The sequence below is a fragment of the Cohnella yongneupensis genome, from assembly GCF_042655785.1.
GTDB classification, from domain to species: domain Bacteria; phylum Bacillota; class Bacilli; order Paenibacillales; family Paenibacillaceae; genus Cohnella; species Cohnella yongneupensis.
Genome location: NZ_JBHSNC010000057.1, coordinates 95,168 through 111,260, shown reverse-complemented (window position 1 = coordinate 111,260; position 16,093 = coordinate 95,168). Strand labels below are relative to the sequence as shown.

Here is a 16,093-nt window from a genome sequence, read left to right as displayed (position 1 = left end):
TTAGCATCAAAAATCAGCAATGAAAGGGACGATAGCAGATGACGGGAAAGTTCAGATTCGCCGAATGGATATCTGGAAAACGCGCTAAATGGATTACGTTACTGGCATGGATCGTTGCCGCTGGTTTGCTCAGCGCCCTTCTACCGAGCGCATCAAGCCAAGAAAATAACAACGCGCCCAACTTAAGCGCCAGTAAGCCTTCCGTCCAAGCGGACACCATCGCCGAGCGGGAATTCGGGAGCGGCGCGGACATACCCGCATTGTTCGTCTGGCATCGGGAGGGCGGCTTAACGGATACCGATCTTATCGGCATTCAACAATGGTCCGCCCAGCTCGCAACGTCGCCCGCGCCGTATCAGACCGAGACGCCACCGCTCGATCGGATGCCCTTGCCGGCGTTTAAAGCCGAGCTTTCCGAAGACGGCAGCACGCTCGTAACGCCGGTATTTTTCGACAAACAAGCGGATGTCGATCAATTGAAGGAAGGTATCGAGCGGATTCAAGAGACGACCGTGAAGCTATTCGGCGATGATCCTTATGCACAGCCGATAAACGGCAACGAGAGCTTAAGCGTTCGCGTCACCGGTCCCGTAGGCATTCAGATCGACGCGACAGGCTTGTTCAAGAATGCCGACGTGTCGCTCATGCTCGGTACCGTAGCACTGGTCCTCGTCTTGCTGCTCCTCATCTATCGATCACCGATACTCGCCTTCATCCCGCTCATCGCAGTCGGCTTTGCTTACGGCGTAATCAATCCGCTGTTGGGGTGGATGGCGCGGGAGGGCTGGATCGTCGTCGATTCCCAAGCGTTATCGATCATGACCGTACTGTTGTTCGGCGCGGGAACGGATTATTGCTTGTTTCTAATCTCGCGGTTCCGTCAAATGCTCAAGACGGAGGAGCATGCTGGCAAGGCATTGCTATCCGCGATTACCGGAGCTTCCGGCGCGATCGCCATGAGCGGCTTAACCGTCGTGCTGTCGCTGCTCGCGCTTCTCGTCGCCAAGTACGGCGCTTATCATCGCTTCGCCGCTCCGTTCAGCATCGCGATTTTCGTCATGGGAATCGCCAGCCTTACGCTTGTTCCCGCGATTCTAGCCATCATCGGACGCGGCTCTTTCTACCCTTTCGTTCCCCGTACGCCTGAAATGCGCGCCGAACGAGCCGCTCTCAAGGGGGTCCCCCCGAAGAAGGATATCGCTGCCGATCGCGCGCCACGCAATTGGGCCGGAAGGTCCGTCGTCAGCAAGCCCGGATGGATTATCGCGCTATGCGTCGTTATCCTCGGCGGCTTCGCGGTTTTCACGACGCAGATCAAAGTCACCTACGACATCCTATCTTCTTTTCCGAAAGATATGGCTTCCCGGGAAGGCTTCGCGCTCATCGGCGATAAATTCTCGCCCGGCGAATTGGCCCCGGTCAAAGTGATGATCGATACGCAGGGCAAAGACATTTCGCTCGCGGAAGATCTGTCAGCATTACCTTACGTTGACAGCGTCTCCGAGCCTCGGGTCGGCAAGTCGAACGAGAACATCCTAGCGTACGACGTAGAGCTCGGCATGAATCCGTACTCGCTGGAGGCGATGAACCGCATTCCGGAATTACGCGCAGCTACCGAGCAGGCTCTCTCCGAAGCTGGCGCGTCCGATGCAAAAAACCGCGTTTGGATCGGCGGCCAAACCGCGGAGCAATACGATACGAAAAACACCGGCGACCGGGATACGAAGCTTATCCTTCCGATCGTTATCGGTCTTATAACGTTATTGCTGCTCTTCTATCTTCGCTCTGTCATTGCGACTATCTATCTGGTGCTGACCGTTATTTTGTCCTATTTTTCGGCGCTCGGGCTCGGTTGGATCATTCTTCATTACGGGTTCGGCGCAGACGCGATTCAAGGGTCGATTCCGCTCTATTCGTTCGTGTTCTTGGTTGCGCTTGGCGAAGACTATAACATCTTCATGATCTCAAGCATCTGGCAGAAACGCAAACGAATGCCGCTAGACCAGGCGGTCCGCGAAGGGGTCGGCGAGACCGGTTCGGTCATTACGTCGGCGGGACTCATCCTCGCGGGAACGTTCGCCGTGCTCGCTACGCTACCGATTCAAGTACTCGTGCAGTTCGGTCTGATTACCGCGATCGGCGTGTTGCTCGACACGTTCGTCGTGCGGCCGTTTCTCGTGCCGGCAATTACGATGAAGCTAGGCAAATGGTCATTCTGGCCGGGCAAAGCAGAAGATGCGGATCAAGTCGCAGGCGAGCGGTCGTTATAAACATAGTAAAAAACCGTCAAGGACGATGTTCTTGACGGTTTTTGTGTTTTGAGGATTATTTCGGCTTGCGAGCGACGAAGAACAGTCTCTCCGATTGCGCGTTCGGCGCGTCCCACTTAAAGTCCGCGGCGCGATGCAGCAATTCGAAGCCCGCCTCCCGCAGTTGCTCCGCGATCCACTCGGGATCGTACGCGCGCTGGGAATGCGACTCTTCGAACCGGCGATAGACCGCTTCGGCTCCGCCGGCGCCTTCGTCTCTCACGAAAAAGGTCAAGTCGTGGTCGATCGTGCGCGACTCCGGATCATAATCGCAAGTCCACAAATACGCGACGTCTTTTTCGTCATAGACGAACGGCTGTTCATCCGCGTAACGCTCGAACGTGAGCGGCGAGTGAACGTCGAACAGGAACAACCCGCCCGATGCCAGTCCCGCATACGTATGACGCAAGGCGGCAACGACATCGTCCGCCTCGGTCAAATAGTTCAAACAGTCGCAGAAGCTGATGACCGCGTCAACCGGCTCGGGAAGCTCCCAATCCCGCATATCCTGCTGCAGCCAGCGAATCGTGCCCGATTCGTCGCGGCCTCCGCGGCTGCGAGGCTCATCCCACTTGCTGCGCGCGATCGACAACATTTCCGCGGATAGATCGATGCCGAATACGGTGAAGCCGGCTTTCGCCAGCGGGATCGCCATGTTACCCGTGCCGCAGCCGAGGTCGACGATCGTCTTCGGTACGCCGTATTTATCCCAGCATTGACGGGCGAAGAGCATCCATTCCGAGTATGGCATCTCTTCCATGAGCCGATCGTAAACGGACGCGAACTGCCGATAGGAACGCATAGCTGTCTCTCCAATGTTCGAAAATAATTATCCGTTGTCAGTCCCGGACTCCTCGTTCTTCTGAACAAGGTGGGTCCAGCTGCCTTTTTGAATAACGATGCCATCCTTCATGAGCTTGCCGAGCGCCCGCTTGAACGCGGATTTGCTAAGGCCGAACCGGCGTTGAATATCGTCCGCGCTCGTCTCGTCGGAATAAGGCATCGCGGCTCCCGGACGCTCTTTCAGGAACGCAAGCAGCTTGTCCGCGTCTTCTACCCTGCCCGATTCCTTCGCCGCACGAACGCTGAGGCTTACTCGGCCGTCGTCGCGAACTTGCGTGACGCGCGCTTTGAACTTCTGGCCGACGCGCAGCGGGTGAATCATCGATGAGTTATGAATATAGCCTAGCGCTCCGTATCCGAGTACGCCTCCGTCAACGAGCGTAAACACGCCGTCTTTGAATACGTCCGTTACCCAACCTTCGCGCCACTCATTGTTCCACGTGGAAGGCGCACGGAAAATGTACGGCTCGAAATCTTCCAGCTTTGCAAGACGTGCGAGCATGCGCCCTTCCTTGTCGTGCTTCATAACGACATGTACTTCGTCGCCCTTTTGCGGCCATACGTCCCGACGGCCTTCCGGAAGCTCCTTCAGCGGCAACAGCAATTGACGGCCGATGCCGATCTCGAGGAAAAAGCCGAAGCGAGGATGGAAGTCCGCGACTTCCACGCGGGCCATCTCCCCTGCGACAAGATACGGTTTGCGAAACGTCGCGGTCATCCGTTCCTTGTCGTCGTGGAAGAGGAACACTTCGACGAGCGACTCGACTTCCTGCTTCACGCCGACGGATTCGCCGTAAGGGAGCAGCACTTCTGCGCCCCCGTCCTCATCTTCTCCGAGAAACCATCCGTACGGAGACACTTCCCTGAGAACCCGCAACGTTCTAAGCGTTCCGGCGATCAAACTCATACGATCTCAACTGCCTTCGCATCCGACCACAGACGCTCTAAGTGGTAATACTCCCGTTCGTCGCGATGGAAGACGTGAGCGACGACGTCACCCATATCGATGAGCACCCATCTTGCCGTATCCATGCCTTCGAGCCGGACGCGGGCGCCGCTCATCTCCGCGCGTTTTTTCATTTCCGTGGCGATTGCCTGGACTTGCGTGTCCGAATTACCGTGACAAATAACGAAGTAATCCGCGACGAGCGAAATGCCTTGCAAATTCAAGGCGACGATATCGTTCGCCTTTTTGTCTTCCGCGCCATCAATGACCGTTTTCAACAATTTTTCCGAGTTTCCTGCCATGTCTCAGCCTCCATTAGCCTTTGATTCCTGTAGTTGTATTGCTTCAAGTTGTTGTATGAGACCGTTGCGCGCGCTAACCGTAAGAGGGAAAATACGTCTGCCTCTATCTAGCAATAACAAGATCGTCGAATCGAAGCCGGCAATGAGCGCTTGCTCCAGACTGGACTCCGCGAGCTGTCGGATTCGATCTACGCTGGGAAAATCGCGCCCCGGCTCCATGTAATCCGCCAAGCAGACGATTTTGTCCAAATGCGTCATCTGCTCTCGTCCGGACGTATGGTACCGGATCGCGTCTAGCACTTCCTCGTCCGCGATGCCATGCTCGGTTTGGACCGCCCAAGCGCCGACGTGCGCGTGCCAAAGCTCCTTGTCGTAATCCAGCAGCTCCTGCGGCAGCCGTTGCTCCCGAATGATCTGCTCCATTCGGCTAGTCTGCCACGACTTCGAATAATCGTGGAGCAAGGCCGCAAGCTCTGCCTTACGAACGTCTCCATCGAATCGCTCCGCAAGCTCGATAGCCGTCCGAACGACGCCGAGCGTATGCTGCCAGCGTTTGTCCGGCATCTGATTGCGCGTAGCTTCCCTGAGCAGCTCAAGATCCATACAAGTCATTCCTTTGGATATAATCATGTACCGCTTCCGGCACAAGGTAGCGTATCGATCGGCCTTCCTTGAGCCTATGCCGAATGTCCGTAGATGAGATGCCAAGCGGAGGCATCGCCGCCCTTAGCAATCGCCTGCGCAGCGGCGGCGGCAATTCGCCGTCGTTGCTAGGTTGATCCGGCCGCTCCAGTCCGATGAAGGAAATGCGTTCCGCAAGTTCTTCGACACGGCGCCAATGCGGCAGATTATTGATCATATCGGAGCCGATAATCCAATAAAACTGCGCATCCGGCTCTCGCGCTTGCAGCGCGATGACGGTGTCTATCGTATAGGAAGCCCCTTCGCGCTCCAGCTCGATCGTCTCGAGACGGAACGCCGGATTACCGGATAGAGCCGCCTTCAGCATCTCGCAGCGGGTAACGGCGTCCGTGCCCGGCTGAGGCTTATGCGGCGGAATCGAGGTCGGAATAAACCAAACCTCGTCCAGCTTCGCGGCTTCCTTGGCGGATACCGCGGCGAGCAAGTGACCGATGTGAACCGGGTCGAACGTGCCGCCCATCAGGCCGATTTTTCTCATCTATTCCCGCCTTTCGTCATTTACGAGGCAGTACGATTTGTTTGTTTTCGCGAGATTCCTTGTAGAGGACGATCGTTTTGCCGATCACTTGCGCCAGCTCCGCGCCGGAGCGTTCGGCCAGCTCTTCTCCGATGTCCTTCGGATCGTCGAGACAGTTGTTCAAGACGGATACTTTAATGAGTTCGCGCACTTCGAGCGCTTCCTCGATGTGACGAATGAGATGGTCGTTCGTGCTGCCTTTGCCGACTTGGAAAATCGGCTTCAAATGGTGCGCGAGCGAACGTAGGTGACGTTTTTGCTTGCCTGTCAACATGGTGATTCCTGCTTTCTTAAGTTCAATTAGGTGAAGGACGCCATGACGGCTTTCCGCATGACGTCGACCGGAGCCGGTTGCCCGGTCCAATATTCGAAGGCATATGCGCCCTGGTAAATAAACATGCCCAGACCGCCATGCGCGCGGCAACCGTGCGCTTCGGCCTGCTGGAGGAACTTCGTCTTCAGCGGATTATAAATGAGATCGCTCGCCACTGCCCCGGGCTTAAGCCAAGTCGGGTCGATCGGTACCGCGTCCACGTTCGGCGACATTCCGACGGAAGTCGTGTTAATGACGACGTCCGCTTCTTGGCAGGCTTGCCGTAAATCTCCCCACGCAACGGGCGTGACTTCGAATTCCGACGCGAAAGCGTCGGCTAACTCTCTCGCTTTCTCCTCCGTGCGGTTAGCCAGCATGAGCTTCGCGGGCTTCTCCTGGGCAAGCGCCCATAGAATCCCCCGCGAAGCGCCGCCCGCGCCGAGTACGACGATCGTGCGGCCGGCCAAGTTCGGCTCCGCTTCTTCCTTGAGCGAACGCACGTAACCGATGCCGTCCGTATTGTAACCGACTAGCCGCCCGCCTTCGTTCACGATCGTATTGACCGCGCCCACGGCTTTGGCTCCGGGGTGAATTTCGTCTAGAAAGGACATTACTTCGATTTTATGCGGTATCGTTACGTTCAATCCGCGGAAGCCCAGCGCCCTAACGCCCGCGATCGCCTCGCCCAGCTTATCCGGGACGACGTGGAAAGCGGCGTAAGCGCCGTTAATGCCTCTCTCTTGAAACGCGCGATTCAACATCACCGGAGACTTCGAATGTCGGATCGGATCTCCGATGACGCCGTATAGTACGGTGTAGCTATCCATCTATCGATTGCTCCTCTCCAGAGCGATTAGCGAATAAGATGTCGTGCTTAATTGCCGCTGCCGAGAATGCAATCCCTCAGCATCACTTTGACTCCGCGAGGCGCATGCACGTCGACCGTCGCGCCTGACGTTCCGTTCGCTTGTATCCAACCGAGCCCGGAAATAAAAATATCTTGCGACTTGCCGGATGGAATACGCAGGCGATGTCTTGTCCAAGCCGGCAGCTTATCCAAATCCGCAACTTCCGGCGGAGTGAGTAACGTCCCTTTGTGCTCGGCATATAGCTCGTCCGCCCGCTCCAGCTTCGTGCGATGGATCGTAAGTCCGCTAGATACGAACGCGGTGAAAGATTGGCGATCCCCTTCGACGAAGTCGAATCTGGCGAGCGCGCCGAAGAACAGCGATTGCGCGGCATTCAATTGATACGTCATCGGCTTGAGCGGCTTATCCGGCATGATCGCCCCGAGATCTTTGCGCGAGACTAGCTCGGTAAGACGCGATGAATAGACGATGCCCGGCGTATCGATGATGCTGTGCCCGTCATCCAGCGGAATATGGACGGCATCGAGCGTCGTGCCCGGATAACGGGAGACGGTCAACTCTCGTTTGAGATCGCTGTAATCCGATATGAGCCGGTTAATGAGCGTGCTCTTGCCGACGTTGGTCGCGCCTACGACGTAGACGTCGCGTTTGCCGCGCATCGTCGTTACCGCTTCGACTACCCGATCGAACCCTATGTTGCGCTTTGCGCTGCATAGGACGACGTCCGCGACTTTCAGGCCGTTCTCGCGAGCTTGCTTTTGCACCCAGTTGCGCATCCGGTTCCAGTTCGTGACGCGCGGAAGCAAGTCGATCTTATTGACGACGAGCAATACCGGGTTATTGCCTACGAAGCGCTGCAAACCGGAAATAAGGCTGCCCTCGAAGTCTAATAGATCGACGATGTGCACGACGAGACTTTCCGTCGATGCGATGCTGCCGAGCAGCTTAAGGAACTCGTCCTGATCTACCGTGATCGACGAAGCTTCATTATAATGCTTAATCCGGAAACAACGTTGGCAGATCGTGTCATCCTTATCGATCGAAGCCATCGGAACATAGCCTGGGGATTGTTGGTTGTCGCTTTGCAAAGCGATACCGCAACCGGCGCAGTGCGGCGTTTGTCTTATGTTCGTGTTTTCCACTTAGCGCCCTCCTTTGTCGGACGGCCATAAGCCTTTACGGCGCAGGCTGCGCAACGCGAACTTCTCGATAACCCGGTTAATCCGCGTACCCCAGCCTTCTTCGTTCCTAGCAATCGGCGTCACGAGAATCGTCCGCAAACCCGCCCGCTTACCGCCGAGCACGTCTGTCATCATTTGGTCGCCCACTACGACCGCTTGCTCCGGCTTGAGCCCGAGCTGTCTGACCGCTTCGCCGAAAGCTCGGCTCGTCGGTTTGCGGGCCGCGGGAATATACGGAATGCGCAATGGTTCGGCGAACCGCTTCACGCGGCGGCTGTTGTTGTTGGATAAGATGATGACTTTGAAGCCCATATCTCTAACCGAATCAAGCCAGGTTACCAGCTTCGGCGTCGCGAGCGGTGTCCTGGCGCTGACCAGCGTATTATCCAAATCGGTAATGATGCCCTTCACGCCTTGGGCTTTTAATGCTTTCAGATCGATATCGTACACGGTATTCACGATCTGATCGGGAATCAAACGCTTGAACATCTAGGTATTTACTCCTGTCTCTATACGGCTAATCTTCCTCAAAATATACCACACCGAATCGTTATAAGTAAAACGGCTGACGCCACCCCGAGGATAGCGCCAGCCACGACTTCCTTGATTATAATGCCTTACGGATGTTGGATGCCGCGTCGTTGAACGCTTGGAGCCGCTGTTCGTTGCCGCGGGTTTGACCGTATCTTGCCTGCTCGAAATGATTGACCGCGCTATCGAAGTCGTTTCGCAAGGAGCCGAACTTGCCTCCCCAGCGCAAGAACGATTCCCGCATCGTCTCATGCGCGTCTCTACGCAAACCTCTACGATGAAGGAAGACGACGAGCTTCTCCATCTCTCTGACGACGCGTTGGTCCGGCGTGGAGCCGTAGAACCTGAGCCTGCGCCACAAGAGGCCAACGCTTCCATTGCGACGACGCAGGAACAAATACAGCAATCCGCCGAGGATAAGCGCTCCGCCCGTCGAAGCAACGGCCGGAACGATCCAATTCTGTTCCTTGTCCGTGTTGGTCTCCGTTACCGGATCGGCATTCGCCGGAGTCGACAAGTCTGTATCATCGACCGCGCCTGCCGGACGCGGAAGCGGCAAGCTAAAGCCTGACGTCGGTTCGAACGGAATCCAGCCGTAACCTTCGAAATACACTTCCGCCCACGAGTGCGCGTCCGCGTTCCGCACCGTATAAGTGCCCGCGCCGGACGGGTCTTGCGATTCGTCGAAACCGAACCGCTGGCGCTCCAGCTCGGCCGGATCGAACCCGGTCGAATAGCCTTTGACCCATCGCGCCGGTAATCCGATCGATCGCGCCATTACGACGAACGAGGTAGAGAAGTAATCGCAATAACCTTCTTGAATTTCGAATAGGAACGCATCGACGACGTCCTTGCTCGTCTGCTTGCTGACGTCAGGCGTATTCGTATACGGATACGTTGCCCTCAAATACGTTTCCAATTGTTTCGCGCGGTCGTAGTCGTTCGTGAGACCCGCGGTTTGCGCTTTCGCCAAGTCGCGCACCCGCTCCGGCAAGCTGACCGGAAGCTGCAAATACGGCGCGAGATCTTGTAAGCTGTCTTGTGCCGGCGGCAATTGACGCAGCGCGTCTTCATCGAGTACGGGAACTTCCGAGACGACGGTGTAGCTCTCGATCCGAGTCGGTTTGCTCAGCTTAAGCTCCCATTCCTCGGGATTCCACAGCAAATCCGTCTTGCCGCCGCTAGTCAGCTCGGATACTTTGAACGCCGGACCGGCAGCGAACAGGACGGGAATTTTGTCCTTCCGCAGCACGTTGACCGTCTGCACGACTTCTTTGGTCGCCACGTTCTTAGGAAGCTCGGGCGACAGCGTCAACGCGGTATCTTTGCCGTAATCGTAAGGCAGCAAAGTCGGGTTTTTGCGATCTCCCCACCCTTTGCCGGTGTAGACCGCTTTCGTCTCGCCGCGCCAGTAGCTGCGCTGCGAAGTCGTTACCGTCATGATCGGAGAATAATCGAACTGGAACCCTCCGCCTATCTCTTTGTCGTCGCGACTGTAACCGGATAAAGACGAGCCTTTGGACGAGCTGACGCTCGGGGAAGTGATCAATACTCCGCCTTCGCCGCCCGCGTTCGCCACCTTGTGACCGTTAGCTTCCATGAAGATCGTATACGGATCCTCCAGCAACACCGGTACGCGAGGCATGATGATCCCCATGACCAGCACGACGCCGATAATGAGCACGGCGGGCACGATCAGATCGAAAGGCCTCTCCGCTAAATTTTCCCAGCTATCCGGATGCCTCGCTTGAAGCTGCCTGAGATGAACGACGACAAGCCACACTAGTCCGGCTGCAATGATCCATGCGATATTGTGCCATAATTGCAACCAATAGTAGGAATCCACCGCGGCCATCGTAATAATCGAAGCCATCAGAATGGAAATAGTACCCGCCCGGTTTCTGCCGATCCAAGCCATAAGATGGACGACCAATAGCGTACCTAACGTAATCTCGTAAAAAGGATGAAGCTGGTCCGCGTGATAGGTTATGAAATCTTTGATGGCTCCTCCATCGCGCCAGCTGTAAGGCCAGCCTCCCCATTCGACGGGAGCTTTGTAGGAGATGAATACGAGCGCGGCGACCAATTGCACGATGAACCGCCACAGAAAACCGCGCGTGAACAATAGTTCCGTTACGGCCGTTACGGCTAGCGTGCCATAAATGATCGAAAAGGTCTCTTCCCACCATAGATCCGTGAAGCACTGAATAAGCTGAAGAACGATAATGATCGCGAGTACCCGATGAAGTCTTTCAAGGACGAGCCTTTGCAAAAAGAGCGAAGTCCGGTTAATTCTCATGCGCTGCCCACCCCCAATGCGACGGGAAGCTGCTCCAGTTGGGCAACGGAACAAAATTCCCACTGCTTCGATTGGCACATCCATTGCCAATGGCGAAGCTTGGCCGTCTCTTCCGGAAGCGGATGCTTATCGGCGATATGGATGACGCTCGGCAGCATACGCCGACTCTCTAGCGCGGAGATCGCCGCAGCCGTGTCTTCTTGCACGGAAGCGGTCACCATGACGATATGTACGCCCGGTTCGTAACGCTCCGCCACTTGGGCTAGAACGTCACTGAGCGCGAGCGAGCCGTCCGCTTCCACGTCGATCAAATGATGGAACACTTCGTCCCGGGATACGGTCGTCTTTCCTTCGCCGTACCAATAGGGGAATTGACCCGCCGAAGCGAAGCCGAGCGGCATCCTCTTGCGCGCCGTAAGCTCGACGAGCGAAGCCGCGACCGATACCGCAAGCTCGAATTGCTCGGCGGTCTTATAGTTAGCTCGATTGCGATCCAGCAAAAAGACAATACGAGGGAGCGCTTCGCGCTCGAACTCCTTCGACTTCCATTGGCCCGTCTTAGCCGTAGCGTTCCAGTGAATCCGGGATAACCGGTCTCCGTGAATATAATCGCGGACGCCATCGATCTGAGTCGTCTCGCGCGCCCAATGCGACGAGAACGTATGATGGAACACGCCTCTCTGCGCGCGGCGGAAAAGCTTCCAATCCCGTAGCTCTACCGTTCGCGGCAAAACCTGCAAATATTGAGGCTGAGAGAACGATCCCCGATGCTCGAACAAGCCGAATATATCGCGGGTCGAGCAGTCGGTCGGTTGAAATTCGTATTGTCCTCTGCGTAGCGGCGCGGTCTCGAAACGCACCTCGCCGCGTCTGCGGTAGTCGGGCACGAAGCTCATCTCGTAGAGCTGGCTCTCGCCGCCGGATCTACGCACGAGCTTCTCACGCACGATCACGTATGGGAGCGGCCAAAATCCGGGGATTTGCATTCTCAGCCTTACGCCGATTCGCATGCCCGCCATCAGTAAGGCCGTATTGCCTCCATACGTATCGATCGTTCTTGCGCCGTTCACGCCGCCGATTCCGCTCCAACGCCCAAGCATCAAATAGATGCCCAGCACGTTCAGAATCGCGAACAGCATAAGCGAGGTTTTGCCGCCTTGGAAGAGGACATAGCAAGCAGCCGTGATGTATAAGACCGTACCCAACAGCCATGTCCGCGACAAAATACGAATCATGATTAACGCTCCATTCCGACGGGAACCGGCAAGTTTCTAAGCACGTCTTGCAGGATGTTCACTGTCGTGATGCCTTGCATTCTCGCTTCGGAGCGGAGGTGAAGCCGGTGGTTTAGCACCAAATGGGTCATGGCCTTCACATCGTCGGGAATGACGAACGCGCGATGCTGCAGGAATGCGTAAGCTTTCGCCGCGGAAGCGAGCGCGACGGCCGCGCGCGGGCTTGCGCCGAGCAACACGCTCGGATGCTTCCGCGTTCCGCGGATGAGAGAGATTAAGTAATCGGCGACGCTGTTGTCTAGATGAATGCTCTCGGCAAGCTTCTGCATGTGCGCGATATCCTCGACGCTCGCGACCGCGGTCAGCGATTCGGCCGCGCGGCTTGCGCTTGGCTCGAGCACCAGGCGTTTCTCGGAAATTTCGTCCGGATAGCCAAGCTTTATTTTCATCAAAAAACGGTCCAATTGCGCTTCCGGCAAGCTGTAAGTTCCTTCAAAGTCGATCGGGTTTTGCGTTGCGAACAACATGAACGGCTGCGGCAGCACGTATGTCTCTCCGTCAACGGACACGCGTCTTTCTTCCATCGCTTCGAGCAGCGCCGATTGCGTCTTCGTCGTCGCGCGGTTAATCTCGTCGGCTAATAGCAGGTTCGCCATGACAGGACCCGGACGGAAGACGAATTGCTCTTGCTTCGGATGATAGATCGATACACCCGTAATATCTGTAGGTAATAAATCCGGATTACATTGAATTCGGTGGAATACGCCTCCGACCGATAAGGCGAGGGCTTTGACCATTTGGGTTTTGCCGGTGCCCGGCACGTCTTCGATCAGTACGTGTCCTCCGGCCAGCAAGGCCGTCAACATCCACGCAATCTCTTCCTTCTTGCCGTAAATGCAAGATTCCATATTGCGTCTGATTTGATCCAACAACTGCATCGCGCCTTGATGATCCATTGCCGTTTGCCTCCTATGGAATCTACTTTGATAGTTGATTATTTATGTACTTACCATTATACCGAAATTTGGATGCCATTGTAATTTTAGATTCTTACAAAAAACAATAGAAAAACAGCCAAACCTGGATAAGGTTAGGCTGTTGTCAGGAAGCGATCTTATAGTTATTGAAAATAATGGGTTTATCCCTTAGGACGAACGACGAGCGCGGCGAGGAACGAGAAGACGATCGCAGCCGATATGCCCGCGCTCGTGATCGAGAAAATGCCGGTAATGACGCCGATCCAACCGTCCTGCTGAAGCTCCGTCAACGCTCCGTGCACCAAAGCGTTGCCGAAGCTCGTTATCGGAACAGTCGCCCCGGCGCCGGCGAAATCGACCAACGGGTCGTACCAGCCGACGGCATCGAGTACCGCTCCCATCACGACTAACAAAGACATCGTATGCGCCGGCGTCAGCTTCACGACATCGAAGCATAGCTGACCGAATACGCAAATGCCGCCGCCGACGATGAACGCCCATACATAGGGCATCATAGGCTAGCCCTCCTCCTTATCGGTATTTGCTTATACGCTTAATTAGGCGCCTCTATAGCCACCGCGTGTGCAATGCACGGAATCGTCTCGCCCTGCTGGAAGGATAACGGCGAGAGCAGCGCGCCGGTCGCAACGACGAGGATGCGTTTGAACTCGCCCTTCGCGATTCGCTTCAGCAGATGCCCGTACGTAACGACCGCAGAGCAAGCGCACCCGCTGCCGCCGGCTTGAACTTTCTGGTTTTGCACGTCGAAGATCATGAGCCCGCAATCGAGAAACTGCGTCTGCTGCATCGGTACCCCGTTGCGCTTAAGCAGGTCGGTAGCGATCGGATGGCCTACTCCGGCTAAGTCGCCGGTTATTATCGCGTCGTAATAACCCGGCGATCTTCCCGTATCTTCTAGGTGGCCTTGGATCGTATCCACGGCGGCCGGAGCCATCGCCGCTCCCATGTTGAAGGGATCGGTTATGCCGAGATCCATAATTTTACCGATCGTCGCAGCCGTAATGATCGGCCCTTCGCCCTGCTTGCCGACTATAGAAGCACCTGCTCCGGTAACCGTATATTGAGCGGTCGGAGGCTTCTGCGAGCCGTATTCCGTCGGATAGCGGAATTGCTTCTCCGCCGTGCAGTTATGGCTGCACGTTCCCGCCATGACGTATTTGCCCGCGCCGGACGCCACGATGAGCGACGCGAGCGCCAGCGATTCCATCGACGTCGAGCAGGCGCCGAAGACGCCGAGATACGGCGCCCCGAGCGTTCGGGCGGCGAACGTGTTGCTAATAATCTGATTCATGAGATCGCCGCCGACGAAGAAGCTTAGATCGTCCGATTTAAGCTTCGCATGCTGGAGCGCGATATCGGTAGCCTGCTCTAGCAATGCCCGCTCGGCCTTTTCCCAGCTTGGCTGTCCGACCTCCCAATCAGGATGCACGAGATCGAATTCCGCCGCTAGCGGCCCTTGTCCCTCGTCCGGACCGACGACCGTACCGGTCGCCAGTATGACGGGGGGCTCCTGAAATACCCATGTCCGATCACCCTGTAGTATCATGCCACGCTCCGATCCCGAACACCCAGTAGACGATGCCTACGACGAAAGCAGCCACGACGCCGAAGACGATGACGGAACCCGCCAGCTTGAACATATTCGCCCCTACGCCGAGCACGAGCCCTTCGCTGCGATGTTCTATGGCCGCCGAGCTCATCGAGTTCGCGAAGCCCGTAACGGGAACGGCGGAACCCGCGCCTGCCCATTGGGCGATTTTGTCGTAGACTCCCATGCTCGTTAGAATGACTGACAGCAAAATCAGTACGGCGACCGTCGGATTGCCCGCTTGTTTGGACGTCATATTGAACGCCGCCATGAAAAATTGTTGCACGCCTTGGCCGATCGCGCATATAAGTCCTCCGACCAAGAACGCTTTTAAACAGTTCGTCCAGACCGATCGGGAAGGCTCGCGAATTTGAGCGAACGCCTTGTATTCCTTGGCGGACATCGATACGGGCTTATAACCTTTAGCGCTTCTGCCCGCGCTTTTCACTGCCATAATGGGTACCTCCCCTGCTTTCTTGCTTCCGGTTGTCGCGTTCATTATTTCCCAAAGGGGTGGATGGTCATTCGGAATGGCGTTCGGGAGGTTTCGCGATCTAGTTCGCGCGGTACAGGCACGGATGGGCAGTTACCTACATACAATGGTAATGCTTATTTCCCGCACGTCGACTTTACAGACGGAGGTGGCTTCATCGTGCCTGGTTTTATTACATCGATTGCCTTGTTCCTGAAGCAGCTGTCATTACTTGTCTCTTACGTCAAAAACAACGCGTTCCCGCAGCCCCTCACCGACGACGAAGAAGCGCTGCATTTAACGCGGTTAGCCGAAGGAAATCCGGTGTCCCGCAATTTGCTCATCGAGCATAACTTGCGATTGGTCGCCCACATCGTCAAGAAATTCGATAATACCGGCGAAGACCTCGAGGATTTGATTTCGATCGGCACGATCGGACTCATCAAAGCGATCGAGAGCTTCCAGATGGGCAAGGGAACTAAGTTGGCCACGTTCGCCGCGCGATGTATCGAGAACGAGATTCTCATGCACTTACGATCCTTGAAAAAGACGAAAAAGGACGTGTCGCTGCACGATCCGATCGGAACGGATAAGGAAGGCAACGAAATTACGTTGCAGGATATACTCGGAACGGAGCCGGACGAGGTCGTGGAGAAGGTGCAGTTGAAGATTGAGAAAAGCAAAATTTACCGCAATCTCGATATTTTGGACGAACGGGAGCAGGAGGTTATCCGGGGGAGGTTCGGTTTGGACGGAGGCGGTGACGAACGGACGCAGCGCGAAATCGCGCGCGAGCTCGGCATTAGCCGGAGCTACGTGTCGCGGATCGAGAAGAGAGCGCTGATGAAGCTTTATCATGAGTTTTATAAGGCTAAGCGGTGAGGGGAACTCTTGCCGCTGGTTGCATTTAAATCGAGAAACCGATGAATAGTCTAACTGACCATTCACGGTTTCTATTTGATTTTTACTCTATGAAATCCACCAAAAA

General features: G+C 55.9%; 17 protein-coding genes. 2 read left to right on the top strand and 15 right to left on the bottom strand.

Annotated features, from left to right (window positions below; all coding sequences use genetic code 11):
* The first annotated feature begins 38 nt into the window (after positions 1-38).
* Entirely contained in the window at positions 39-2,270 is a 2,232-nt protein-coding gene (locus tag ACFPQ4_RS21835) for an MMPL family transporter (RefSeq protein ID WP_378114038.1), read from the top strand.
* A 55-nt stretch (positions 2,271-2,325) separates the two neighbouring features.
* On the opposite strand, the gene ACFPQ4_RS21830 is transcribed toward ACFPQ4_RS21835, so the two are convergent.
* The 15 genes from ACFPQ4_RS21830 to spoVAC form a co-directional block, all read right to left on the bottom strand.
* Positions 2,326-3,111, bottom strand: coding sequence for a class I SAM-dependent DNA methyltransferase (locus ACFPQ4_RS21830; RefSeq protein ID WP_378114037.1), 786 nt, complete (start codon positions 3,109-3,111; stop codon positions 2,326-2,328).
* Positions 3,112-3,138: 27 nt separating this feature from the next.
* Positions 3,139-4,059 (bottom strand): S1-like domain-containing RNA-binding protein, encoded by a 921-nt coding sequence (locus ACFPQ4_RS21825; protein WP_378114036.1) that lies wholly within the window; start codon positions 4,057-4,059, stop codon positions 3,139-3,141.
* Positions 4,056-4,400 (bottom strand): ribosome silencing factor, encoded by a 345-nt coding sequence (gene rsfS / locus ACFPQ4_RS21820; RefSeq protein ID WP_378114035.1) that lies wholly within the window; start codon positions 4,398-4,400, stop codon positions 4,056-4,058. The genes ACFPQ4_RS21825 and rsfS overlap by 4 nt, the downstream gene beginning before the upstream one ends.
* A 3-nt stretch (positions 4,401-4,403) precedes the next feature.
* The gene (yqeK, locus tag ACFPQ4_RS21815; protein ID WP_378114034.1) at positions 4,404-5,003 is read right to left on the bottom strand and encodes a bis(5'-nucleosyl)-tetraphosphatase (symmetrical) YqeK; all 600 of its coding nucleotides are present in this window, start codon (positions 5,001-5,003) and stop codon (positions 4,404-4,406) included.
* On the bottom strand, positions 4,993-5,580 hold the full coding sequence (locus ACFPQ4_RS21810; protein WP_378114033.1) for a nicotinate-nucleotide adenylyltransferase: 588 nt from the start codon (positions 5,578-5,580) through the stop codon (positions 4,993-4,995). Before ACFPQ4_RS21810 ends, yqeK begins: the two co-directional genes overlap by 11 nt.
* 16 nt (positions 5,581-5,596) lie before the next feature.
* A complete protein-coding gene (yhbY, locus tag ACFPQ4_RS21805) occupies positions 5,597-5,893 on the bottom strand; it encodes a ribosome assembly RNA-binding protein YhbY (RefSeq protein WP_378114032.1) in 297 nt (98 codons plus the stop codon).
* A 26-nt stretch (positions 5,894-5,919) separates the two neighbouring features.
* Positions 5,920-6,759, bottom strand: a complete 840-nt coding sequence (gene aroE / locus ACFPQ4_RS21800) for a shikimate dehydrogenase (protein WP_378114031.1) — start codon at positions 6,757-6,759, stop codon at positions 5,920-5,922.
* A 47-nt stretch (positions 6,760-6,806) separates the two neighbouring features.
* Positions 6,807-7,943 (bottom strand): ribosome biogenesis GTPase YqeH, encoded by a 1,137-nt coding sequence (yqeH, locus tag ACFPQ4_RS21795; RefSeq protein WP_378114030.1) that lies wholly within the window; start codon positions 7,941-7,943, stop codon positions 6,807-6,809.
* Positions 7,944-8,471 (bottom strand): YqeG family HAD IIIA-type phosphatase, encoded by a 528-nt coding sequence (locus ACFPQ4_RS21790; protein ID WP_378114029.1) that lies wholly within the window; start codon positions 8,469-8,471, stop codon positions 7,944-7,946. It lies immediately after the preceding gene.
* Positions 8,472-8,589: 118 nt separating this feature from the next.
* On the bottom strand, positions 8,590-10,812 hold the full coding sequence (locus ACFPQ4_RS21785; protein WP_378114028.1) for a transglutaminaseTgpA domain-containing protein: 2,223 nt from the start codon (positions 10,810-10,812) through the stop codon (positions 8,590-8,592).
* The gene (locus ACFPQ4_RS21780) at positions 10,809-12,047 is read right to left on the bottom strand and encodes a DUF58 domain-containing protein (protein WP_378114027.1); all 1,239 of its coding nucleotides are present in this window, start codon (positions 12,045-12,047) and stop codon (positions 10,809-10,811) included. The genes ACFPQ4_RS21785 and ACFPQ4_RS21780 overlap by 4 nt, the downstream gene beginning before the upstream one ends.
* Before the next feature lie 2 nt (positions 12,048-12,049).
* Positions 12,050-13,003 carry an AAA family ATPase gene (locus ACFPQ4_RS21775; protein ID WP_378114026.1) on the bottom strand — a complete coding sequence of 318 codons (954 nt, stop codon included), beginning with the start codon at positions 13,001-13,003 and terminating at the stop codon, positions 12,050-12,052.
* 182 nt (positions 13,004-13,185) lie between these two features.
* Positions 13,186-13,536: a stage V sporulation protein AE gene (gene spoVAE / locus ACFPQ4_RS21770; RefSeq protein WP_378114511.1), complete on the bottom strand. Its 351-nt coding sequence runs from the start codon at positions 13,534-13,536 to the stop codon at positions 13,186-13,188.
* Between the two features lie 41 nt (positions 13,537-13,577).
* Positions 13,578-14,588: a stage V sporulation protein AD gene (gene spoVAD, locus ACFPQ4_RS21765; RefSeq protein ID WP_378114510.1), complete on the bottom strand. Its 1,011-nt coding sequence runs from the start codon at positions 14,586-14,588 to the stop codon at positions 13,578-13,580.
* Positions 14,575-15,087, bottom strand: a complete 513-nt coding sequence (gene spoVAC, locus ACFPQ4_RS21760; protein WP_378114025.1) for a stage V sporulation protein AC — start codon at positions 15,085-15,087, stop codon at positions 14,575-14,577. Before spoVAC ends, spoVAD begins: the two co-directional genes overlap by 14 nt.
* Before the next feature lie 198 nt (positions 15,088-15,285).
* Here spoVAC and sigK point away from each other — a divergent pair, with 198 nt between their 5' ends.
* A complete protein-coding gene (gene sigK, locus ACFPQ4_RS21755; RefSeq protein WP_378114024.1) occupies positions 15,286-15,987 on the top strand; it encodes an RNA polymerase sporulation sigma factor SigK in 702 nt (233 codons plus the stop codon).
* Positions 15,988-16,093: the final 106 nt, after the last annotated feature.

Excerpts from the sequence above, each read along its gene's own strand:
- aroE (WP_378114031.1), bottom strand. The coding sequence starts at position 6,759 with ATGGATAGCTACACCGTACTATACGGCGTCATCGGAGATCCGATCCGA.
- ACFPQ4_RS21825 (WP_378114036.1), bottom strand. The coding sequence starts at position 4,059 with ATGAGTTTGATCGCCGGAACGCTTAGAACGTTGCGGGTTCTCAGGGAA.
- yqeK (WP_378114034.1), bottom strand. The coding sequence starts at position 5,003 with ATGGATCTTGAGCTGCTCAGGGAAGCTACGCGCAATCAGATGCCGGAC.
- ACFPQ4_RS21830 (WP_378114037.1), bottom strand. The coding sequence starts at position 3,111 with ATGCGTTCCTATCGGCAGTTCGCGTCCGTTTACGATCGGCTCATGGAA.
- ACFPQ4_RS21810 (WP_378114033.1), bottom strand. The coding sequence starts at position 5,580 with ATGAGAAAAATCGGCCTGATGGGCGGCACGTTCGACCCGGTTCACATC.
- ACFPQ4_RS21835 (WP_378114038.1), top strand. The coding sequence starts at position 39 with ATGACGGGAAAGTTCAGATTCGCCGAATGGATATCTGGAAAACGCGCT.
- ACFPQ4_RS21785 (WP_378114028.1), bottom strand. The coding sequence starts at position 10,812 with ATGAGAATTAACCGGACTTCGCTCTTTTTGCAAAGGCTCGTCCTTGAA.
- ACFPQ4_RS21780 (WP_378114027.1), bottom strand. The coding sequence starts at position 12,047 with ATGATTCGTATTTTGTCGCGGACATGGCTGTTGGGTACGGTCTTATAC.
- ACFPQ4_RS21775 (WP_378114026.1), bottom strand. The coding sequence starts at position 13,003 with ATGGATCATCAAGGCGCGATGCAGTTGTTGGATCAAATCAGACGCAAT.
- rsfS (WP_378114035.1), bottom strand. The coding sequence starts at position 4,400 with ATGGCAGGAAACTCGGAAAAATTGTTGAAAACGGTCATTGATGGCGCG.
- ACFPQ4_RS21790 (WP_378114029.1), bottom strand. The coding sequence starts at position 8,471 with ATGTTCAAGCGTTTGATTCCCGATCAGATCGTGAATACCGTGTACGAT.
- yhbY (WP_378114032.1), bottom strand. The coding sequence starts at position 5,893 with ATGTTGACAGGCAAGCAAAAACGTCACCTACGTTCGCTCGCGCACCAT.
- spoVAC (WP_378114025.1), bottom strand. The coding sequence starts at position 15,087 with ATGGCAGTGAAAAGCGCGGGCAGAAGCGCTAAAGGTTATAAGCCCGTA.
- spoVAE (WP_378114511.1), bottom strand. The coding sequence starts at position 13,536 with ATGCCCTATGTATGGGCGTTCATCGTCGGCGGCGGCATTTGCGTATTC.